Genomic DNA, 21,512 nt, shown 5'->3' with positions numbered 1-21,512 from the left:
CATGCGCGCGCCGCGCGGCCCTGCTCACACGTGCTCCGTGCGCGTGCCACCCGTCGCGGCGGCATCGATACATTGCGGGCAATCGCCGCTGCGACTGCACAGCATGGCCGCTGCGACGTCTCTCGCGCATCGCTTCGTCGAAGCCCGAGTCAAGGCCGGCAACGAAGCCCGCGTCGACGTAAGTGCCTACACGAGCGCCACGGCACATCGCTTGCGCACCTGAAACGCACCTATCCGTGAGGAGAGTGCAATGCATCGCGTCAAGGAAGTCATGTCGAAGGACGTCGTGCACGTCGCGCCGTCGGACTCGATTCGCCATGCCGCGCAACTGATGGCGCGCTACGACGTCGGCGCGCTGCCGGTCTGCGACGACGGCCGGCTCGTCGGCATCGTGACGGATCGCGATGTCGCGGTGCGGGCAGTATGCGCAGGCAAGCCGCCCGCGACACGCATCCGCGAAGTCGCCTCCGGGCCGATCGAATTCTGTTGCGAAGACGATGCGCTCGACGAGATCCAGCGCTACATGGCCGACGCGCAATTGCGCCGCATGCCGGTCCTCGATCGCGACAAGCGGCTCGTCGGCATGCTGTCGCTCGGCGACATCGCGACGCGTCGCACCGACGGCGCATCGCACGAAGAAGTCGCGAACACGCTCGAACGCGTGTCGCAACCGAAGCGGACGTGACGCTGCGTACATCACGCACGCCTGCCCCGCTACCAACCGCGCGATGCATCGCCCGCCCCGGGGGCCGCGCGCACCAGACAGGAGAACGACCATGCACACCTCTGACCAACGCCGCCGAACCACGATCATCCGCAAAGGACGCGAAACGGCCAGCGGCCCCGGCCCCGACGTCATGGCGGCCAGCACGCTGGACGGAGACAAGGTCCTGACGACCGACGGCGACGACGTCGGAAAGATCAAGGAAATCATGCTCGACGTCGGTTCGGGCCGCGTCGCGTACGCCGTGCTGTCGAGCGGGGGCATCCTCGGCATCGGCGACAAGCTGCTGGCAATTCCATGGAGCGCGCTGACGCTCGATACCGAGCGCAAGTGTTTCCTGCTGTCGGTCTCGTCGGAGCGGGTTCGCAACGCGCCGGGGTTCGACAAGGACCACTGGCCGGCGATGGCCGATCCGCAATGGGCCGGCCCGATCCACGAGTATTACGGCAGCGCGCCTTACTGGGATGTGGGCGACGAGCTCGGCGTCGGCCTGCGAGATGACGAGGTGCCGCCCAACTATCCTGAGCGCGGCGACGGCCCGCGCTGATCGCACGCTGCATAACTTGGCGGGCGCGCGCGCTGCGCTCGTCTCGCACGCCCCGTGCAAGCCGTGCGCCCATCACGACGGCGGCATGCCGCCTGCGTGCTCGAGCGCATGACCGACGCCGGAGCCGCTTATGCACGACCAACCGTGCCTGTCCGCCATCGCCGCGCCGCCTCCGGCTCGCGCCGGGCGCGAAGCGGCCACGCAATCGGCGGCCGCATCGTGACGCGCAAGCCGCCGCCGATCGTGCCCGCTGCGCTCGACGCGTGCCGCCGCTGCCCGCTGTGGGAGCACGCGACGCAAGCCGTGCCGGGCGCCGGCCCCGTCGATGCACGCATCATGCTGGTCGGCGAGCAGCCGGGCGACCGGGAAGACCTCACCGGCTTGCCGTTCGTGGGCGCGGCCGGCCATATGCTCGATCGCGCCCTCGACGAAGCGGGCATATCGCGCGCGACGGTCTACGTGACGAACGCGGTGAAGCATTTCAAATGGGAGCCGCGCGGCAAGCGCCGGCTGCACAAGACGCCCGCGCAGCGCGAAGTCGACGCGTGCCGCTACTGGCTCGAACGCGAGATCGATGCGATCCGGCCGCGCGTGATCGTCGCGCTCGGCGTCACCGCGCTGCGCGCCGTGACGCAGGACAACGATGCGACGCTACGCGGCGCATCGGCCACGCTGCGGACCGCCGACGGCTGCCCGGTCGTCGCCGCCAACCACCCGTCCTACGTGCTGCGCACGCGCGGCGCAGATGCGCGCGAGCAGGCCTATCACGCGCTGGTCGACGCGCTGCGGCGCGCCGTCGGCCTTGCGCGCGGCGAGTGACTGCGCCCGCGCATCCCGATGACCGATCGCGTCGTACCTGTCGTGCGCGCGCTCGTCGCCATCGCGATGCACCCGCACCCGGTTTTCGACGTCGCGTCTTGATCGCGCCTTGCCCCCTCGGCGGCCCCATGCCGTCGCGTGACCGTGCGCGTCAAGACCGTGGCACGTTGTCGACCTTCCCAATCTGCAACGCGATTGCAGTTTTTGCGTACCCGATGTCACGACGCGCCACCGGCCCCTTTTTGTGCGGCCCGTCGATACCTTTTGGACCCGCTCGGCGGCTCGATGCCGGTGCCTTCGTCGAGCGTCGCGCGGATCGTCCGGTTGCCGACCGCGCGGCACAATCGATGCTCATCCACTGATCAGCCGAATTGAGTTCCCTTGCTCATCAGGGGCCAATCCGATTCGTGTTGCCGCCGCCGGTGCGCCCCGGCGACGGCCGGGGCGGCGTTTTCCGCCCGCATCAGGCTTGCCGCTCCGATGACGAAAGACGACGCCGCTCCCCATTCCCGTTCGCCGCCGCACGGGTTGCCCGATGCGCGCGATCTCGTTCACCGCTTCGCCGAATTCCGTTTCCAGACCGTGGTCGAGTCGATCACCGATTACGCGGTCTTCATGCTCGATCCGTACGGCAACGTCGCGACGTGGAATGCGGGGGCGGAACGCATCAAGGGCTACCGCGCCGCCGAGATCATCGGCAGCCACTTTTCCCGCTTCTATCCGCCTGAGGCGATCGCGGCCGGCCGCCCGTCGCAGGGGCTCGGCGAAGCGGCCGTGCGCGGCCGCTTCGAGGACGAAGGCTGGCGCGTGCGCAAGGATGGCTCGCTGTTCTGGGCCAGCGTGACGATCACGGCCGTGCACGATCACACCCACCAGCTCTGCGGCTTCATCAAGATCACGCGCGACATGACCGAGCGCAAGCGGCTCGAGGAACTGGAGGCTTCGACGCACCGGCTCAGCGTGTTCATCGCCATGCTCGGACACGAGCTGCGCAACTATCTCGCGCCGCTGCGCCATTCGGTCGGCGTGCTGCTGAGCCTGCCCGATCCGGCACCCGTGCTCGAGCAATGCCGCGACGCAGTGGATCGTCAGGTCGGGCAACTGACGCGGCTCGTCGACGACCTGCTCGACATCGGGCGCATCGCGGCCGGCAAGGTCGAACTCGACAACCGCCCGATCACCGTGCGCGACATCGTGTGCCGCGGCGTCGAGAGCATCCACCCGAAACTGGCCGCGCGCGAACAGCGAATCCGCGTCGACCTGCCGGCCGATACCGTGGTACTGCACGGCGACGATGCGCGACTCGTGCAGGTGCTGCACAACCTGCTCGACAACGCATCGAAATTCTCGCCGCACGGCGGGCGGATCGACATCGGCGCGCAGGTCGAAGGGCCGGTCGTCGCCATTCGCATCGTCGATCATGGTGTCGGCATCGTGCCCGGTGCACTCGAAGCGATCTTCGACATGTTCGAACAGGAGGGCGCACCGGGTCGGCATCCGTCCGGTGGCTTCGGCCTCGGCCTCGCGATCTGCCGGTCGTTCGTCGAACTGCATGGCGGCAGGATTTCGGCCGCCAGCGCCGGGCCCGGTCACGGCGCGACCTTTACCGTGCGGCTGCCGGTCAGGCGCACGGAGCGCATCGCGCATATCGCCATGCCCGCGCCGACGGCGCTCGCGCAACCGGCCGCGACGCCGCTGCGCATCGTCATCGTCGACGACAACCGGGATTCGGCCGACACGCTCGCGGTGCTGCTGCAAATAAAGGGGCATGCGCCTCGCGTCGCGTACGACGCCGCCGACGGGCTGACGCTCGCGCGGGACTATGTGCCACAGCTGATGTTCCTCGATCTGTCGATGCCCGAGGTCGACGGCTTCACGTTGCTGCGCGAGCTGCGCACGATCGACGCACTCGCCGCGACGACCTGCGTTGCGCTGTCCGGCCATGCACGTTCGTCCGACTTCGTGCGCACCGGACGCGCGGGCTTCGACGATCACCTTGTGAAGCCCGTCGAGATGGCGGTGCTCGACGCGCTGCTGCGGCGCGTCGAGCACCGTGTTCAGAACGATCGGTAACGTATTGAACGTTCATCCGTTGCTACTGGCTCCGGTTCATATCGTCAACGCGCCAGCTTTACTCCCACTTTTTGCTTGTAAGTCCGGGAGCATCGCGCGCTAACGCGCAGCCGACCACCATCACCCCGCGTTCTTCGTGCCCAGCCAGTCCAGCAGCACTTCCGCAAACGCCGGACTATCTTCGAGTTCCGGCGAATGTCCCGCATGCTCGAAGAACGCATGCCAGACGGCGTGCGGCACCTGGCCTGCAATCGACAGCTTGTCGCTGTGCCGATGCGTGCGGTCGGCGGCGCCCCACGTGACGAGCGTCGGCTGCCGGACCGAGACCGCCGGCGGTGCGCGGTCGTAGAAATGCTGCCAGAGCGAGCCGAAGCAGCAGAACGCGCCCTGCTCGAACGCGGTCTCCAGCAACGGCGTGAATTCGCGATAACGGTCTTTCGCCATCGCCTGCCGGAACCAGGCGATGCCGATTTTCCGCGCGCCGAACGCGCAGGCAAACTGCCCGACGAGCGGCGTCGCCAGGAGTTTGCGGGCGTCGACGTGGCGCGCCCAGCGGACCTGATCGCTCCACCCGGGGCTTTGCCACAGCATCAGTTTCGCGATCCGCTCGGGCTCTCGCGCGGCGATCTGCAACGCGATGTGCGCCCACACGCACGAGAACGCGAGCAGATACGGTCCTTCGTCCAGCTCGATCAGCATCTGCTCGATCGCCGAGCGGTAAGCGTCGAACGAGAACCTGAAACCGCGCTTCGGCACCGAGAAGCCGAACCCGGGGGGCTCGAAACATACGACGCGCGCGGACGGCGCGAGCAACGAAACCAATCGGTCGTAGTGTTCGATCACGCTTGGCGGATCGCATACCAGCACGATCGTCGGCCGCTGGCTGGACCGTTCGCCCGCGACGCGCACGCGAATGCTCGCATCGGGCAGCTCGCAGAAGCGCACGCCGGGCGTCGATTGCGCGGCCCGGTCGCGCTTGAGCCGCGCCGCGCGCATGCCGAGCCGCAGCGGGTCGAGCCAGGTCATGTCGATTTCGGCACGCCGTTCGCGAGCGGTCGCATGCGGCGTGTCCTTCAGATGAGGGGCGCTCATCGCGATCTACTTCGTCGGCCAGAGGATCATCTGCGTGCAGCGGAACGTGGCGAGCAGCTTGTCCGTTTCGCGATGCCGGACGGTCGCGTCCCAGACCTGCGTCATGCGGCCGCTATGGAGCGCGTGCGCCTCGCAGACGATCACGCCGGCGCGGGCCGACCCCATGAAATTGCTCTTCAGCTCGAGCGTGCTGAAGCTGGACGCGCCTTCCGGCAAGCTCGCGAGACACCCGTAGCCGCATGCGGTATCGGCGATGCTGACGATCGTGCCCGCATGGAGGATGCCGTGCGCGAGCACGGCTTCGCGAATCGTCAGCTCGGCGAGCACGTGGTTTTTCTCGACCCGGTTGACGACGATGCCGAGCAAGCCCGGCAGATAGTCGGCGCCGAATCGATTGAAGTAGTCCGCGTCCAGTTTTTCTTGCATGCTGCGTTCCTCGTCAGTTGTTCCGGATGTCGTTCGGCGCGTCGAGCTACGCGCGCCACTGTGTGATCACCGGCAGCGTATCGCTGAGAAACAGCTCGCGACAGGCGTGCCGCTGGACCTTTCCGCTGGTCGTCTTCGGTATCGCCGACGGCGACGTGAAGACGATGTTGTGCACCGCGATGCCGTGGTGCAGATTGATCGCATGACGCAGCCTGCCGAACAGCGCATCGGGCGCATGACCGCTTGCATGATCGCCGTCGCTGAACGCCTTCAGGTAGCGCGCCCGCAACTCGCGCACGACGATCACCTGCGGCGTGGCGTCGGCCTCGAGCGCGAACACCGCGCATCCGCCGGGGCGAAACAGTTCGGCGTCGAGCGGCTCGATCGTCTCCTCGACGTCGTGCGGGTAATGATTGGCGCCGCGAATCAGCATCATGTCCTTCAGGCGTCCCGTGACGAAAACTTCGGACCCCGACCGATAACCGTAATCGCCGGTGCGCAGGAAGCGCCCGTCGTAGCCGGGCAGCTCGGCTTCGAAGGTCTGCTCGCTCAGCGCGCGATTGTTCCAGTAGCCGAGCGCGACGCTCGGCCCTTGCGCCCAGATTTCGCCGACCTGGCCATCGCCGCACGGCACGCGGGTATCGGGGTCGACGATCAGCGTCAGGCTGTCGCCCGCTGCGTCGCCGCATCCGATCGTCGTGCCCGCGAGCTGCGCGTCGGGTTCGCTCGCGGGCTCGGCATCGCCCGGCTCGACCGGAATGACGGGGGGCTGCGATTTCAGGCCGCCCGTCATGAACAGCGTATGCTCCGCCAGCCCGTAGCATGGATAGAACGCCCGCGCGTCGAAGCCGCAGCGCGCGAAGCGCTGCGAGAACGCCTCCAGCGTGCCGCGCCGGATCGGTTCGGCGCCGACGAACGCGAGATCCCACGAGCCGAGATCGAGCTTGTCCAGATCGGCATCCGCGATGCGCATCGTGGCGAGCATCTGATACGCGAAGTTCGGACCGCCGCTCGTCGTCGCGCGCCGCTCGCCGATCATGCGCAGCCAGCGCAGCGGATGCTTGAGGAAATCGACGTGCGACATCAGCGTCACCGGAAAGCCGACGTAAAGCGGCTGAAGGATGCCGCCGATCAGGCCCATGTCGTGATACGGCGGCAGCCAGATCACGCCCTGGCTGTCGGCGTCGTGCTCGAAGCGGCTCGCGATCAGCGCGGAGTTGTGCAGCAGGTTCCGATGGCTGATCATCACGCCCTTCGGCGCGCCGGTCGAGCCGGACGTGTATTGCAGGTAGACGGGTGCCCCGTGATTCACCGGGCGCGGGACGTAGCGCTCGGCGACGTCGCCCAGCGTGTCGACCGTGATCCAGCGCAGGCCGCCGAGCGTGGACGAACCGGCTTCGATGCGACCGGCGTCGTTGCGCACGGCCATGGTCGACAGGATCGCGGCCGGTGCGCAATTCTCGACGATGCCGATCAGCCGCCGCAACGTGCGTTCCGCCTGCGCAGGCTCGACCGGATAGGCGGGCACCGCGACGACGCCCGCATACATGCAGCCGAACAGCGCGACGATGTAGTCGATTCCGGGCGGAAACAGCAGCAGCACGCGATCTCCGGGGCGGGCGACCTGTTCCAGCGCCGCCGCGACGACGCCCGCGCGCCGGTCCAGATCCGCGCAATCGAGATGCTGCTCCGCGCGCTCGCCGCCCGTCACGAACGTGTAGACCCGCAGGTCGGGCTGATGCGCGGCGCGGTATCGCGTCAGTTCGACGAAATCCGCGAACGTGTCGGCGGACGGTGCGCCGGTGGCCGTCGAGCGGTCGGCATGCGTCATGGCGCCGGCTCCGTGGTGGGTTCGGGCGTGAGCGTTTCGGCTGATGCACCGGCGGGCGCGTCGCCGTCGAACAATGCACTGGCGTTTTCCCACAGCACTTTGTGAAGTACGTCCTCGGGCAGGTAGCGCGTCAACTGCTCGATTTCGAAATCCCATTCATACGGGATCAGCGGAAAGTCGCTGCCGTACAGAAAGCGGCCGGGACGATCGCATATCTGCGGCACCAGCTGTTCCAGCGCGGGCTTCCACGGGGTCGGCAGATGCGGATGCGCGCCGCGCGGATAGCGCGCCTCCTGCAGCGGCCGGACATCGGGCACGATCTCGCCGGTCGCGACACGATGGCCGCCTATCGCCATCGCGGTATCGAAGTACAGGTTGGGAAATTCGTCGAGCAGGTCGACGTATTCCTGAACTTCGTCGTAGCCGATGTGCGGAACGACGACCTTCAGATGCGGCGTATGGCGCATCGCGCGCCGGAAGCGCCCGACATTGCAGAGCTGGCGGATCTCGTCCAGTTGCGTATTGTTTTTCGCGACGGCGCCCGAGTGCAGGTTCAGCACCTTGCCCCGGTCGGCGACCGCTTCGAAAATCGGCGCGAGCGCGTCGTCGTCCGGCGCCATCTTCAGCAGATGGCAGTGAATCTTCAGACCGGCGAAGTTCAATTCGTCCAGCACGCGAACGGTTTCGCGCGCGCAATCGCGGTCCAGCGGATGCACGGTGCCGAACGGCACCAGGAACGCCGGATGGCGCGACGCCAGTTGCGCGACGAAGTCATTGAGGAACGGCGCGATGCCCGGCTGCCCCGCATAGCAGATGCCGGCGGCGCGCGCGACGCCGCGCGCCTTCAGGAAGGCGATCGATTCGTCGGCGAGCAGTTCATGGCGAATCTTCCATGCGTCGCGCGCGTAGTTCTTCCAGACGAGCTTCGACACGACGTCGGGCAGCACATGCACGCGCGCATCGAAGATTTTTGATGTCGTCATCGCGAGGTCCGGTTGATGGCTGTCGCAGGGGAACGCGAGTCATGCATCGTGGTGCCGCGGGTCCGCGAGCCGCTGGCGGATCGCATCCGGATCGGGGTGCTGAACGTCCCACACCAGCCCCAGCCTCTCGAGCAGCGCGATCAGCGATCCGGTCACGTCGATCTGCCAGCGCCGGAAGCGCGTGCTCGCGTACTGCGGAAAGGCGTGGTGGTTGTTGTGCCAGCCGGCCCCGAGCGTCAGGATCGCGAGCCACCACGCGTTGCGGCTCTGGTCGCGGCCGGGAAACGGCCGGCGGCCGCCGAGCGAATGGCCGACGGAATTGACCGCCCAGATCGCGTTCGTCGCGAGGAAGATCCGCACGCTGCCGCCCCACAGGAGGCCCAGCAGCGCGCCCCGCCACGACAGGTCGAGCAGCCCGCCGATCGCGGCCGGCAGCAGCAGGCCCAGCAGCAGCCAGAAGTCGTACGCGAGATGAATGCGCAACAGCGTCGGATCGCGGTACATGTCGTTCGCGTATCGATTCCAGCCCTTGGGGCGCGCGGACGACGGGTCGAACAGCCAGCCGACGTGGCCGTGCAGGATGCCTTTCGCGCGGCCGACGAAGCCGTGTCCGCCCAGCTGCGGCGTATGCGGATCGCCGGGGCCGTCGGCGTTCGCATGATGCAGCCGGTGAATCGCCACCCACCACATCAGCGGTCCCATGTAGGCGAGCGAGCCGAGGATCGCGAGCGCGACCTTCATCGACGGCGCGGCCTTGAACGTGCGATGCGCGAAGTAGCGATGCAGCGCAAGCTCCATGCCGAGGATGTTGAGCACGTAGAAGATCACGAGCATCGCGATGTCCTGCGCGTGCGGGGCCAGGCCGAACCCGCCCCACAGCGCGAGTGCGGCGACGGTGCCGACCGCCGGTATCGACGCGACGCCCAGATGGCGCGCCGACGATGCGCGGGACAGATGTCCGGCCGCGTGTTCGCCGGGCATGGGCGAGCTCGCCGGACCGTTCGTCGATGCCGCGCGGTCGGCGCTGTCGGCGGCCGCGTCCTTCATACGGCGGCCGCCCGATACGCGCTCGCATGGATCCGGGTCGGCTCGATGCGCCGGAACGTGATCCGGTACAGCACGAACGCGCCGAGATCGAACGAATAGCTCATCGTCCGGTACAGCCGTTCGTAGCGCTCGACCACGTCGAGCGGCGCGAGTTCGAGCGCCTCGCGGCGATGCGCGCGCAGGTTCTCGAACCACGCGCGCATCGTCTTCACATAGTCGTGGCGATCGTTGCGGACGAGTTCCACTTCGAACAGCATTTCGGAGGCCCGGACGATGTCCGCGAGGTACGGCAGATCCGATTCCGGAAACACCTCGCGCGCGATGAAGAGATCGGTGTGCCGCGCGTCGCGCGGGACGTCGCCGTACCCCATCGTCTGCAGCGACATCCGGCCGCCCGGCTTCAGGAACGCATGGCACTTCCTGAAGAAATGGCGATACGCTTCGACCTTGTCTTCGTCGATCTTCGCGAAGTGCTCGAACGCACCGAGCGAGATGATGCCGTCGAACGGCTGCTCGGGCTCATAGTCCTGCCAGTTCCGCAGCATCACGTCGATGCCCGGGTGCCGATATCGCTCGCCGATGTACTTCAACTGCTCGTTCGACAGCGTGAGCCCCACGGCCTCCTGCACGCCGGCGACCGTGACGAGCCGGTCGAGCAGCGCGCCCCAGCCGCAGCCGATGTCGAGCACGCGCGCCGCGCCGCGCGCCCGGATCTGCGCGATGTGGTAGTCGAGCTTGCGGATCTGCGCCTGTTCGTGCGTATCGCCCGGCTCGTACATCGCGCACGAGTAGTTGCGGCCGCTTTCCTGCGCGAGCGCGAGGAACGCGTTGCCGATGTCGTAGTGATACTGGATCGCGTCGGCGGATGCGCCGTACGGCACGTCGCGCGCCGATGCGCCGGCTTCCCGGCTCTGGATCTGAATCTGGACGGTCATCGTTCGGTCTCCCTATCGCCCGGCCGACAGATCGGCCAGCGCCTGCGCGAGCGCGTCGATCGTCGGATATTGATAAGGCAGGCTCGGAGACAGCTCGAAGCCGACATAATCCTCGAGATCGCCGACCATCTTCATCGCGTCGGCCGAATCGAGGCCGTAGTCGATGAACTGCCGGTTCACGTCGATCGATCCGCTGTCGGTGCGTAGTCTGGCCGCCAGATAGCCGGTCATCCAGTCGAGGATGTCCTCGCGGCTTTTTGCGTCGTGTTCCACTGCGTTCGAGGTGGCGCTCTTCATTCGCTCGGCTCCTGTCGAGAGTTGGTCATGGTGCGATGCGCTTCTTTTCGATCAGTTCCGCGGCGGGACGCTGCACGTCGTAGACGAGATGCAGGCGTTCCAGCACGCGGACGAACAGCCCGCCCGGATCGATCTGCCACCAATGCAGCCCGGTGAAGGCGGACGCGGGAAACGCGTGATGGTTGTTGTGCCAGCCCTGCCCGAACGTCGGGATCGCGAGCAACAGGCTGTTGCGGCTGCGGTCGTGCGCGGTGGTATGGAAATCGCGCCGGCCGATCACGTGACACAGCGAGTTCAGCGCCCAGATGCAATGGCTGACCGCGAAGATCCGCACCATGTCGCCCCACAGGAAGCCGAGCAGCACGCCCATCCACGAACGCGACACGAGCCCGCAGATCAGCGGCGGCAGTGCGAGCCCGATCCAGACCCAGCGGTAGTACGCCATGTGCTGCTTGAACACGAGCGGGTCCTGATAGAGGTCGGGCACGTATTTTTCCCATCCCGCCGGCCGCGTCGACTCGCCGACGAACAGCCAGCCCATATGACTGTGATACAGGCCCTTGAGCCGGCCGCCGGCGCCCTCGCCCGACAAGTGCGGAGAATGGGGATCGCCGCTGCCGTCGCTCGTCGAATGATGACGCCGATGCGTCGACGCCCACCAGTTGACGGGGCCGTGCGCGCCCATCGAGCCGAGCGCGATCAGCGCGACCCGCACCCACGGCTTCGCCTTGAACGCCTTGTGCGTCACGTGGCGATGAAAGCCGACTTCGAGCCCCAATGCGGTGGCGAAATAGAAGACTGCGAACACGATCAGCTCGACGGCGCCCGGCCCGTAGCCGCCGGCCCACAACGCGATCGCCGCGACCGTGCCCAACGCGGGCAGCAGCGTGACGACGGCGGCGATGCGGCGATCGAGACGGACGGTTGAACGGGTCGAGCTTCTTGTCGGGCGAGCCGGGCCATGCGAACCGGAAGAAAAAGACGCGGAAATCGCGCTTCCGATCGCACCCTCGGGCTGGCTCGCACCTTCGCTCGATGACGGAGGCTGGCCGGCACTCATGAAGTGTCTCTCAGTAAAATTAAATTGTCCGGCACATATTCCATGGATGAAATTGGAAACTCAAAATGAATTTTCCTATCGTCAACGCTGACGCATTTGGTATCCCGAAACAAATTTTCGATATTAATTCGCGATTTGAATACGAAAATGAACAACAGCTAGTGGAAACCGATTCCAGGAATTCTTGCGTTTACCGGTCAGCGCTCTTTCGTTTCGTTGAACGTGCGGCGCGAATGAATTCGATATCGAATTGATTTTCGGGCAATGCGGGTTTATTCGGTGGGCATGATGTTCAGCCTGGATGCGTCCCTTTGCCTATACTGAAAACCATCCGACGAAAATGGGGCAGAACGTGACCATCCATGTTTCCGCCAATGAGACATCCGGGCCGGTCGTCCAGTCGATCACCAGGGGCTATGCCCGGCTGCTGCTGATCGGCTTCGCGCTGGTGCCGCTGTATCTGATCGCCTACCTGTACTACTTCCAGGACCCTTCGCTGAAATTCGAGAATCACGCCTTTCACGAGCTGGCGATCGCCGCCGCTACGCTCGAAGGCGGGTTCGTCACCTACGTATGCTGGCGTTGCTATCGCCTGTCGGGCGAGCCGCTGTTGCGTTGGCTTACGCTCGGCTTCCTGGGCTTTTCGCTCATCTATGCATTGCATGGCGCCTTCACCGGCATGGCGCATCACAATATCTGGCTGTTCCTGCTGTATGGGCCGGCCTCCCGCCTGGTGATGTCGATCCTGGTTCTCGTCGGGCAGCTCGCGTACAGCCGGGCGGCCGACAGCGAAGCAACCCGCACCGATCGCCGCGTCTGGGCGGCGTGGATCGCGTTGTTCGTGCTGGTCGACGTCGCGGTTGCCGGCGTCGCCTACTCGCCGGTAGCCGGCAGCCCGTGGGTGCGCCTTTCGATGGAAGGCGGCGCGCTCGCGCTCTTCGCCGTGAACGTCACCGCGCTCGTCCTGCGCCGCATCCATTCGCCGCTGATGACGATCTACGGTATTTCGGTGACGTCATTCGCGCTGTCGTCGCTCGCCTTCATCCTCGGGCGGCCGTGGAATCACATGTGGTGGCTGGCGCACGCGATTTTCGCGGCCGGGTTCTTCCTGCTCAGCTTCGGTGTCGTGCAGGCGTTTCACACGACGCGTTCATTCTCGAAAATCTATAGCCAGGAGGAGCTGTTCGCGCGCTTGCGAGAAGCCATGTCGCGGACGGAGCGAGCGCTGCAGGAGTTGCAGCGGACCAACGAGAAGCTCGAGCATATGGCCGCAACGGACCCGCTGACGGGCGCGGCCAACCGGCGGCATTTCCTCGACCGGGTGGAAACCGAAATCGCGCTGGCGAAACGCAATGGCGCGCCGTTCTCGGTGCTGTCGCTCGATCTCGACCACTTCAAGTCGATCAACGACAGCTACGGGCATCAGGCCGGCGACGAGGTGTTGCAGCGCTTCGTCAAGAAATGCCTCGATGCGATCCGGCCGTACGACGGCGTCGCGCGGGTCGGCGGAGAGGAGTTCATGGTGCTGCTGCCGCAAGCCGGGCTGGATACGGCCCGGTCGATCGGCGAGCGTATCCGCGAGGCGATCGCCGGCACACCGTTCGAGACGGGCATCGGCAAGCCGATCGAGGTCACCGTGAGCGTCGGCGTCTCCGAGTTCGGCCGTGACGGGGAGACGGTCGACGCGATTCTGCGCAAGGTGGACGAACGCCTGTACCGCGCGAAGGACCAAGGCCGCAACCGGGTCGTTGCGGCGTAGTCCGTGGCGCGTTCCCGGCGGAACCTTGCGTGAACGGCAGGTCCGGCCCATTCACCGGACCCGTCCCGCTCACGCAGCGCCCGCCTCGCCGCTGCGCCCGCGCTCGCCGCGTTCAGCGCCGCTGCGCGCCAGCACGGGTTCGAGCGCGCGCCCCGTGTGACTCGCGCTCACCTGCACGAGCCCTTCCGGATGCGCGGCCGCCACGATCGCGCCGCCGCCCACGCCGCCCTCCGGGCCGAGGTCGATGATCCAGTCCGCTTCCGCGATCACGTCGAGGTCGTGCTCGATCACGACGACGCTGTGCCCCGCATCCACGAGCCGGTGCAGCACATGGATCAGCTTCGCGACGTCGGCCATATGCAGGCCCACGGTCGGTTCGTCGAGCACGTACAGCGTATGCGGCGCTTTCTGGCCGCGCCGCGTGATGTCGTCGCGCACCTTGCTGAGTTCGGTGACGAGCTTGATGCGCTGCGCCTCGCCGCCGGACAGGGTCGGCGACGGCTGGCCGAGCGTCAGGTAGCCGAGGCCGACGTCCTTCATCAGCTGCAGCGGATGCGCGATGTTCGAGATCGGCGCAAAGAACGCCACCGCTTCGTCGATCTCCATCGTCAGCACGTCGCCGATGTTCCGGCCGCGCCACGTGACCGCGAGCGTCTCCGGATTGAAGCGCTGCCCGTGGCACACGTCGCACGGCACCTTCACGTCGGGCAGGAAGCTCATGCCGATCGTGCGCACGCCCTGCCCTTCGCAGGCGGGGCACCGCCCTTCGCCGGTGTTGAACGAGAAACGCGACGCCGTGTAGCCGCGGGCGCGCGCCTCCAGCGTTTCCGCGAACAGCTTGCGGATGGCGTCCCACACGCCGATGTAGGTCGCCGGGCATGAGCGCGGCGTCTTGCCGATCGGCGTCTGATCGACTTCGAGCACGCGATCGATGTGTTCCCAGCCGCTGATCGACTCGCAGCCCTGCCACGCATGCGTGACGTTGAGCGACGGCCTTGGCGCACTGCGCGCCAGCACGCTCGCGCGACGATTCGCCGCCCGCGGCGCGGCCTGCTCCGCGGCCTTGCGCGCACGGCGCGTGGCCGGCGACGACAGCACCGAGCGGCCCACCGCATCGAGCAGGTTCGTCATCAGCACGTCGCGCGCGAGCGTCGACTTGCCCGAGCCGCTCACGCCCGTCACCGCGACGAGCCGCCCGAGCGGAATGCCGACCGTGACGTCGCGCAGGTTGTGCAGTTTGCCGCCGTGCACCGTCAACCAGGTCTCCGGCACCGCCGGCCCGTGCTTCGCGCCCGGCAGGCTCACGCTGCGGCGCGGCTGCAGCGGATGCACGATCGGATGCGCGAGGAAGCGCCCCGTCAGCGAATCGGGCTGCGCGGACAGGTCCGCGACGCCGCCCTGCGCGACCAGCGTGCCGCCGCGCTTGCCGGCGCCCGGGCCGACGTCGATGATGTGATCGGCGCGGCGTATCGTGTCTTCGTCATGCTCGACGACGACGAGCGTGTTGCCCTTGTCGCCGAGCTTGCGCAGCGCGTTCAGCAGGATCTGGTTGTCGCGCGGATGCAGGCCGATCGTCGGCTCGTCGAGCACGTAGCAGACGCCCTGCAGGTTGCTGCCCAGTTGCGCCGCGAGCCGGATGCGCTGGGCCTCGCCGCCCGACAGGCTCGGCGCGGCGCGGTCGAGGCTCAGGTAGCCGAGCCCGACTTCCTCGAGAAACGCGAGACGGCTGCCGATCTCGCTGACGATGTCGCGCGCGATCTGCGCATCCCGCCCGGCGAGTTCCAGGCCGTCGATCCAGCGACGCGTATCCGACACGGTCCACTGCGCGACATCGACGATCGGATGGCCGTCGAAGGTCACCGCGCGCGCGGACGGATTCAGACGCGTGCCGCCGCAATCCGCGCACGGCTCGTCGCCGACGCCCTCCGGCTCCTGCTCGTCGGAAGGCAGCGTCTGCTCGCGCCCTCGCCCGTCTTCGGCGAGCACCGTATCGTCGTAGGCCGCGCGCTGTTCGCGCGTGAGCGTGACGCCGGTCCCCACGCAGGTCGTGCACCAGCCGTGCTTGCTGTTGTACGAGAACATCCGCGGGTCCAGCTCCGGGTAGCTCGTGCCGCACACCGGGCACGCGCGCTTCACCGACAGCACCTTGACCTCGCCGATCCGCGCGGTCGAATGATCGTTGGTCATCGCATGATGCAGGCCGTCGAGCGGCGCGAGCAGATGCATCACGCCCTTGCCGAGCTCGAGCGTCTCGTCGAGGCGCTGCCGTAACTCGGCCTCGTGATCCGGCGATACGACGAGATCGGCCACCGGCAGCTCGATCGTATGCTCGCGGAAGCGATCGAGCTTCGGCCACGGGTCCACCGGCACGAATTCGCCGTCCACGCGCAGATGCGTATTGCCGCGCGCCTTCGCCCACTTCGCGAGATCCGTGTACACGCCCTTGCGGTTGACGACGAGCGGCGCGAGCAGCCCGACGTGCTCGCCGCGGTGGTCGCGCAGCAACTGCGCGGCGATCGATTCGACGGTTTGCGACGTCACCGGCGTGCCGTCATGGATGCAATGCTGCAGGCCGAGCTTCACGTACAGCAGCCGCAGGAAGTGCCACACTTCGGACGTCGTCGCGACCGTGCTCTTGCGCCCGCCGCGCGACAGCCGCTGCTCGATCGCGACGGTCGGCGGAATGCCGTACACCGCGTCGACTTCCGGACGCCCCGCCGGCTGCACGATCGAGCGCGCGTACGCGTTCAGCGATTCGAGGTAGCGACGCTGGCCTTCGTGAAACAGGATGTCGAACGCGAGCGTCGACTTGCCGGAACCGGACACGCCGGTCACCACGTTGAACTTGCCGTGCGGAATATCGACGTCGAGCGCCTTCAGGTTGTGCTCGCGCGCGTTGACGATCCGCACGACGTCGTCGCCTTCGATTTCCCGCCGCGCACGCGCCGCGTTCAACGCGGCCTGCAACGGCACGCCTTCCTCCGCAAGCTCGGCTTCGGCGCCCATCGCGCGGTCGTAGTGCAACAGCGCCACACCCGTATGCGATTCGGCGCATGCTTTCACGTCGTCAGGCGTGCCCGCGCACAGCACGAGGCCGCCGCCGTCGCCGCCTTCCGGGCCGAGATCGATCAGCCAGTCGGCCGCGCGGATCACGTCGAGATTGTGCTCGATCACGATCAGCGAATGGCCGCTTGCCAGCAGCTTGCCGAACGCCTGCATCAGCTTCGCGATGTCGTCGAAGTGCAGCCCCGTGGTCGGTTCGTCGAACATGAACAGGCGCGCTTGCGCGATGCGCGCCTCCTCGGTGACGACACGGCGCCCGCTGCCGGCCTTCGCCGACTCGGCGAGAAAGCCCGCCAGCTTCAGGCGCTGCGCCTCGCCGCCCGACAGCGTCGGCACCGGCTGGCCGAGCTTCACGTATTCGAGCCCGACGTCGACGATCGGCTGCAGCACGCGCAGCACCTCGGCGTCGGCCGCGAAGAACGTCGCGGCTTCGCTGACGGTCAGGTCGAGCACCTCGGCAATGCTGAGTGCGCGGCCATCGCGCTCGATCCGCACTTCGAGCACCTCGGCCCGGTAGCGCTGGCCGTCGCAGTCCGGGCAGCGCAGATAGACGTCGCTCAGGAACTGCATCTCGATGTGCTCGAAGCCCGAGCCGCCGCACGTCGGGCAGCGGCCGTCGCCCGAGTTGAAGCTGAACGTGCCCGCGCCGTAGCCGCGCTGCAGCGCGAGCGGCGCCTTCGCGAACAGCTTGCGGATCTCGTCGAACGCGCCGACGTAGCTCGCCGGGTTCGAGCGCGTGGTCTTGCCGATCGGCGACTGGTCGACGAACACGACGTCGCCCACCTGCTCCGCGCCCGTGAGGCGGCGGTACGCGCCCGGCGACTCGGTCGCCTTGCCGAAGTGCCGCGCCATCGCCGGATAGAGCACGTCCTGCAGCAGCGTCGACTTGCCGGAACCCGATACGCCGGTCACGCAGACGAGGCGCTGCAACGGAATCTCGACCGTGACGTCGCGCAGGTTGTGCTCGCTCGCGCCTTCGAGCACGATGCGCGGCGTGTGCGCGTCCACCGCGCGGCGCGACCAGTGCGACGCGTGCGCGACGTGCTTGCGGCCGCCGAGATATTCGCCCGTCAGCGTGCGGGCCGAACGGATCGCGCCGGGCGTGCCGTCGTAGACGATCGTGCCGCCGCGCTCGCCCGGGCCGGGGCCCATGTCGATCAGCCGGTCGGCCGCGAGCATCACCGACGGATCGTGCTCGACGACCACCAGCGTATTGCCCGCGTCGCGCAGGCGCTGCATCGCCTCGACGATCCGGTTCAGGTCGCGCGGATGCAGCCCGATGCTCGGCTCGTCGAGCACGAACAGCGTCTTCGTGAGCGAGGTGCCGAGCGCCGTCGTCAGGTTGATCCGCTGCACCTCCCCGCCCGACAGCGTGCGGCTCTGGCGGTCGAGCGTCAGGTAGCCGAGCCCCACGTCGCACAGGTACTTCAGCCGCGTGCGCACCTCGGCGAGCAGCAGCTTCAGCGCGTCGTCGAGCAGCGCGCTCGGCAGGCTGATGTCGTCGAAGAAGCGGCGGATGCGCTCGATCGGCAGCAGCATCAGGTCGTGCACCGTCAGGCCCGGCAGCGCTTCGAGCTGCGCACGGGTCCAGTCGACGCCGCGCGGCAGGAAGCGGCCGACCGGCGCGAGCGCCGCGTCGGCGTTCGCCTTCGTGCCGAGCCGCCACAGCAGCGACTCCGTCTTCAGGCGCGCGCCGCCGCACACGTCGCACGGCGTGTAGCTGCGGTATTTCGACAGCAGCACGCGGATGTGCATCTTGTACGCTTTCGATTCGAGGTAGCCGAAGAAGCGCCTCACGCCGTACCACTGGCTTTGCCACTTGCCGTTCCAGTCCGGCGAGCCGTTGATGACCCAGTCCCGCTCATCGGACGTCAGCTCGCTCCACGGCGTATCGCGCCGGATGTTCGCCTTCGCCGCATAGCGCATCAGGTCGTCCTGGCATTCCTTCCATGCGGGCGTCTGCATCGGCTTGATCGCGCCGCCGCGCAGCGTCTTGCGTTCGTCCGGGATCACGAGGCCGAGATCGACGCCGATCACGCGGCCGAAGCCCCGGCAGGTTTCGCACGCGCCGTACGCCGAGTTGAACGAGAACAGCGCCGCCTGAGGGTCCGCGTAGCGCAGGTCGCTGTCGGGGTTATGGAGCCCGGTGGAGAAACGCCACACCTCGGATTCCGGCGCTGCGTCGGTGGCGTTTTCCGGCACCTGCGCGAGCACGTAGACGTTCACCCGCCCGCCGCCGCGCTTGAGCGACGCCTCGATCGCCTCGATCACGCGCACCTTGTCGACCTGATGCAGACGGAAGCGGTCGGCCACCACGTCGAGCACCTTGCGCGGCCCGGTGGGCGACGCGACTTCTCGTTGCGCCTGCACTTTCGTATAGCCGCTCGCCGACAGCCACTGCTCGACTTCCTCGTCGGTCACGGTTTCCGGCAGCTCGACCGGAAACGTGACCACGAGCCGCGGATCGCGATCTGTCGTGCGCGCGGAGAGGTCCGCGTAGATCGTCTCCGGCGTGTCGTGCCGCACCGGCTGCGCGTTCTTGCGGTCGAACAGTTCAGCCGCGCGTGCGTACAGGAGCTTCAGGTGGTCGTTGAGCTCGGTCATCGTGCCGACGGTCGAGCGCGAGCTGCGGACCGGATTGGTCTGGTCGATCGCGATCGCGGGCGGCACACCGTCGACGCGATCCACCTGCGGCCGGTCCATCCGGTCGAGAAACTGCCGCGCATACGCGCTGAACGTCTCGACGTAGCGCCGCTGGCCTTCCGCGTACAAGGTGTCGAACACGAGACTCGATTTGCCCGAGCCCGACGGGCCGGTGACGACCGTCATTTCGCCGGTGCGCAGGTCGAGGTCGATGTGCTTGAGATTGTGCTGACGCGCTCCGCGAATGCGGATCAGATTGCTGGATGACAATTTGTCTGCCCGTCTGAATGAGTTGGCCAGGGGTCACGGCGCCGCGATGTGGGCACTGGAGTGGACCGGTTTCGGACGAGTACTATACTGTATATTCGTACAGTTCTCCATTAACTGGCCGATTACTACCACCAGCTGGAACGCGAGCGCATCCATTTGTGGCTGATAAAAGACGCGAGCAAGGGCCTGGCCGACGTGTCCGCGGGCAAGGCAAAAGACGCTCGCAGCACCCTTTCCGACATTAAGCGCCGCCGCGCCAACAAAGCAGCCGGCTAACCTGCTGATTTGCCCCGTGGCAGTCCTCCATACCGTCAAGCTCACCGCCAGCTTCGAGCACAACCTCGAAGAAATCGAAGCGTTCCTGCTGGAAGCCGAAACTCCGCAAGCGTTCGATGCTCTGCTGGACCTATCGACGGATACCGGCATCCCTAATCTGGAACGCTTTCCCGGCATGGGCCGTTTGTTCCTCGAGCGGCCTGCCCGCTCCGTGGAGGCGCGCTCGTGGCCGATTGCGACAGAGCCTAACGATGGCGCCTGCTGCGCTGCTCGAGTTCCGCCCTTGTGCGCTCCAGCTCCCTGACGATCGTGGCCTCATCTGGTAACACCATCTGATATTCCGCCGCGAGAACCTTGTTCGGCAGGTTGTCCAGCGCGTAGTGCACTTCGGCAGCACCTTTTTCGGCGCACAGGATGAGGCCGACCGGCGGATTTTCTCCGGGCTTCATCCAGTGTTCGCGCGCATAGTTCAAATAGAGGTGCATCTGTCCCGCATCCGCATAGCTGAAGCGGCCGACCTTCAGGTCGATAATGACCAGACATCGCAGACGTCGATGAAAGAACACCAGATCGACACGGAACCAGGTGTCATCGACCCTGAGACGTCGCTGCCGGCCTATGAAGGCAAAGTCGTCACCAAGTTCCAGCAAGAAATCCGCGAGGTGCTGGATCAATGCAGCTTCGAGATCCGACTCCGAGTACTCGTCCTTCATGTCGAGAAACTCGAGGACGAATGGATCGCGTAGCGCTTCCTCCGGCGTGAGGAGATCGCCCGGCTGAACTTGAGCGGCTTTTCCAAGGAGGGCCGCCTTGTTGCGTGACAGTGCCATTCGCTCGTAGAGCTGGCTACTGATCTGGCGGTCGAGCTGGCGTACCGACCAGCCTTCCCGTAGTGCCTCGATTTCATAGAACGCCCGAGCAGCGTCCGTCTTCACGGAAAGTAAACGCACATAGGCTGACCAGGGCAATGGAAACGCCTGCGCGACGGCGCTTGGTTCCGGCGCATTTCGCACGGCTGTACCGACAAGCGGTCGTCCAGACGAATTTGCAGACGGTGTCGGGACAATTTGCGAGGTCGAGGATTTTGCAGACAGCGTCTGCAAAATTCGTTCAGACGGCCAAGCTAGGTAAAAGGCTCGCATCTGCGCAAGATTGCGCCACCCGAAGCCGCGGCCGAACCGCTGAGACAGGTCGGCGCCCAGGCACTGCTTCGCCATACGTAGCCCTGCCCTCGCCGCCCTGTTCGAACTCGACGATCCGCCGTCCAATCTCCCAGTAGGTCGCCGTCATCAATGCGTTCACGCTGCGGGCGGCCGCTGCGCGCGCGGACGCTACAACGTCCGCGATTTCACGGTGCAGGCCCACATAGTCTGCCTGAGCAATGTCGCGCTTCGTCACGGCGCGTTCACCGTGTTCTTAAGCGCCGTGCCGGGCGCGAGAATGCGGCCGGCACGAGCCGCGCGTTGTCTCACCAGGAACGACCCAAAACCGGCAGGCTGCACGGCGCCGCCGCGGCCAACCTTGCACGCGATGACCTCCCGGACGGTCTGGATGGTTTCGTCAGCGTCACGCCTGCTCACGCCGGTCCTGACGGCAATAGCGTCGATGAGATCGTGTGTGTTCATGGAGTAGCCCTGATCAGTCAGTCAAAGCTGCACCCTACCGCA

General features: G+C 66.7%; 15 protein-coding genes and 1 pseudogene. 5 read left to right on the top strand and 11 right to left on the bottom strand.

Annotated features, from left to right (window positions below):
• Positions 1-250 precede the first annotated feature (250 nt).
• The 4 genes from HWX31_RS09595 to HWX31_RS09580 all read left to right on the top strand — a co-directional run bounded on the left by HWX31_RS09595 (position 251) and on the right by HWX31_RS09580 (position 4,163).
• The gene (locus HWX31_RS09595; RefSeq protein WP_059632016.1) at positions 251-685 is read left to right on the top strand and encodes a CBS domain-containing protein; all 435 of its coding nucleotides are present in this window, start codon (positions 251-253) and stop codon (positions 683-685) included.
• Positions 686-776: 91 nt separating this feature from the next.
• Positions 777-1,271 (top strand): PRC-barrel domain-containing protein, encoded by a 495-nt coding sequence (locus HWX31_RS09590; protein ID WP_174958797.1) that lies wholly within the window; start codon positions 777-779, stop codon positions 1,269-1,271.
• A gap of 108 nt (positions 1,272-1,379) precedes the next feature.
• Positions 1,380-2,090, top strand: a complete 711-nt coding sequence (locus HWX31_RS09585) for a UdgX family uracil-DNA binding protein (RefSeq protein WP_174958794.1) — start codon at positions 1,380-1,382, stop codon at positions 2,088-2,090.
• Positions 2,091-2,570: 480 nt separating this feature from the next.
• Positions 2,571-4,163 (top strand): PAS domain-containing hybrid sensor histidine kinase/response regulator, encoded by a 1,593-nt coding sequence (locus HWX31_RS09580; protein WP_174958791.1) that lies wholly within the window; start codon positions 2,571-2,573, stop codon positions 4,161-4,163.
• A 120-nt stretch (positions 4,164-4,283) separates the two neighbouring features.
• On the opposite strand, the gene HWX31_RS09575 is transcribed toward HWX31_RS09580, so the two are convergent.
• From HWX31_RS09575 to HWX31_RS09540, 8 genes are read right to left on the bottom strand one after another with little or no spacing between them, the layout of a single operon-like run.
• The gene (locus HWX31_RS09575) at positions 4,284-5,255 is read right to left on the bottom strand and encodes an alpha/beta fold hydrolase (RefSeq protein WP_174958788.1); all 972 of its coding nucleotides are present in this window, start codon (positions 5,253-5,255) and stop codon (positions 4,284-4,286) included.
• 6 nt (positions 5,256-5,261) lie between these two features.
• Entirely contained in the window at positions 5,262-5,681 is a 420-nt protein-coding gene (locus tag HWX31_RS09570; RefSeq protein WP_174958785.1) for a PaaI family thioesterase, read from the bottom strand.
• A gap of 46 nt (positions 5,682-5,727) precedes the next feature.
• Entirely contained in the window at positions 5,728-7,512 is a 1,785-nt protein-coding gene (locus HWX31_RS09565) for a fatty acyl-AMP ligase (protein WP_174958782.1), read from the bottom strand.
• Positions 7,509-8,495 carry an amidohydrolase family protein gene (locus tag HWX31_RS09560; RefSeq protein ID WP_174958779.1) on the bottom strand — a complete coding sequence of 329 codons (987 nt, stop codon included), beginning with the start codon at positions 8,493-8,495 and terminating at the stop codon, positions 7,509-7,511. The genes HWX31_RS09565 and HWX31_RS09560 overlap by 4 nt, the downstream gene beginning before the upstream one ends.
• 39 nt (positions 8,496-8,534) lie before the next feature.
• On the bottom strand, positions 8,535-9,542 hold the full coding sequence (locus HWX31_RS09555) for an acyl-CoA desaturase (protein WP_174958776.1): 1,008 nt from the start codon (positions 9,540-9,542) through the stop codon (positions 8,535-8,537).
• Positions 9,539-10,477: a class I SAM-dependent methyltransferase gene (locus HWX31_RS09550; RefSeq protein ID WP_174958773.1), complete on the bottom strand. Its 939-nt coding sequence runs from the start codon at positions 10,475-10,477 to the stop codon at positions 9,539-9,541. Before HWX31_RS09550 ends, HWX31_RS09555 begins: the two co-directional genes overlap by 4 nt.
• Positions 10,478-10,489: 12 nt before the next feature.
• Complete coding sequence (locus tag HWX31_RS09545; protein ID WP_174958770.1) at positions 10,490-10,774, bottom strand: acyl carrier protein; 285 nt, start codon at positions 10,772-10,774, stop codon at positions 10,490-10,492.
• Between the two features lie 25 nt (positions 10,775-10,799).
• Positions 10,800-11,834 (bottom strand): acyl-CoA desaturase, encoded by a 1,035-nt coding sequence (locus HWX31_RS09540; protein WP_174958767.1) that lies wholly within the window; start codon positions 11,832-11,834, stop codon positions 10,800-10,802.
• Positions 11,835-12,186: 352 nt separating this feature from the next.
• On the opposite strand from HWX31_RS09540, the gene HWX31_RS09535 reads away from it, so the two are divergent.
• Positions 12,187-13,593, top strand: a complete 1,407-nt coding sequence (locus tag HWX31_RS09535; RefSeq protein WP_174958763.1) for a GGDEF domain-containing protein — start codon at positions 12,187-12,189, stop codon at positions 13,591-13,593.
• Between the two features lie 69 nt (positions 13,594-13,662).
• On the opposite strand, the gene uvrA is transcribed toward HWX31_RS09535, so the two are convergent.
• The 3 genes and pseudogenes from uvrA to HWX31_RS09520 form a co-directional block, all read right to left on the bottom strand.
• A complete protein-coding gene (gene uvrA / locus HWX31_RS09530; RefSeq protein ID WP_174958760.1) occupies positions 13,663-19,569 on the bottom strand; it encodes an excinuclease ABC subunit UvrA in 5,907 nt (1,968 codons plus the stop codon).
• 521 nt (positions 19,570-20,090) lie between these two features.
• A pseudogene (locus HWX31_RS09525) lies at positions 20,091-21,243 on the bottom strand (PDDEXK nuclease domain-containing protein).
• Positions 21,240-21,470, bottom strand: a complete 231-nt coding sequence (locus HWX31_RS09520) for an HU family DNA-binding protein (RefSeq protein WP_059615236.1) — start codon at positions 21,468-21,470, stop codon at positions 21,240-21,242. Before HWX31_RS09520 ends, HWX31_RS09525 begins: the two are co-directional and overlap by 4 nt.
• Positions 21,471-21,512 lie beyond the last annotated feature (42 nt).

It is taken from the genome of Burkholderia ubonensis (assembly GCF_902833085.1).
Lineage (GTDB): Bacteria > Pseudomonadota > Gammaproteobacteria > Burkholderiales > Burkholderiaceae > Burkholderia > Burkholderia ubonensis.
Note: the sequence above shows the minus strand (reverse complement) of the source record. Positions and strands in the feature narration are given on the sequence as shown.

Excerpts from the sequence above, each read along its gene's own strand:
- HWX31_RS09595 (WP_059632016.1), top strand. The coding sequence starts at position 251 with ATGCATCGCGTCAAGGAAGTCATGTCGAAGGACGTCGTGCACGTCGCG.
- HWX31_RS09590 (WP_174958797.1), top strand. The coding sequence starts at position 777 with ATGCACACCTCTGACCAACGCCGCCGAACCACGATCATCCGCAAAGGA.
- HWX31_RS09585 (WP_174958794.1), top strand. The coding sequence starts at position 1,380 with ATGACCGACGCCGGAGCCGCTTATGCACGACCAACCGTGCCTGTCCGC.
- HWX31_RS09580 (WP_174958791.1), top strand. The coding sequence starts at position 2,571 with ATGACGAAAGACGACGCCGCTCCCCATTCCCGTTCGCCGCCGCACGGG.
- HWX31_RS09575 (WP_174958788.1), bottom strand. The coding sequence starts at position 5,255 with ATGAGCGCCCCTCATCTGAAGGACACGCCGCATGCGACCGCTCGCGAA.
- HWX31_RS09570 (WP_174958785.1), bottom strand. The coding sequence starts at position 5,681 with ATGCAAGAAAAACTGGACGCGGACTACTTCAATCGATTCGGCGCCGAC.
- HWX31_RS09565 (WP_174958782.1), bottom strand. The coding sequence starts at position 7,512 with ATGACGCATGCCGACCGCTCGACGGCCACCGGCGCACCGTCCGCCGAC.
- HWX31_RS09560 (WP_174958779.1), bottom strand. The coding sequence starts at position 8,495 with ATGACGACATCAAAAATCTTCGATGCGCGCGTGCATGTGCTGCCCGAC.
- HWX31_RS09555 (WP_174958776.1), bottom strand. The coding sequence starts at position 9,542 with ATGAAGGACGCGGCCGCCGACAGCGCCGACCGCGCGGCATCGACGAAC.
- HWX31_RS09550 (WP_174958773.1), bottom strand. The coding sequence starts at position 10,477 with ATGACCGTCCAGATTCAGATCCAGAGCCGGGAAGCCGGCGCATCGGCG.
- HWX31_RS09545 (WP_174958770.1), bottom strand. The coding sequence starts at position 10,774 with ATGAAGAGCGCCACCTCGAACGCAGTGGAACACGACGCAAAAAGCCGC.
- HWX31_RS09540 (WP_174958767.1), bottom strand. The coding sequence starts at position 11,834 with ATGAGTGCCGGCCAGCCTCCGTCATCGAGCGAAGGTGCGAGCCAGCCC.
- HWX31_RS09520 (WP_059615236.1), bottom strand. The coding sequence starts at position 21,470 with ATGAACACACACGATCTCATCGACGCTATTGCCGTCAGGACCGGCGTG.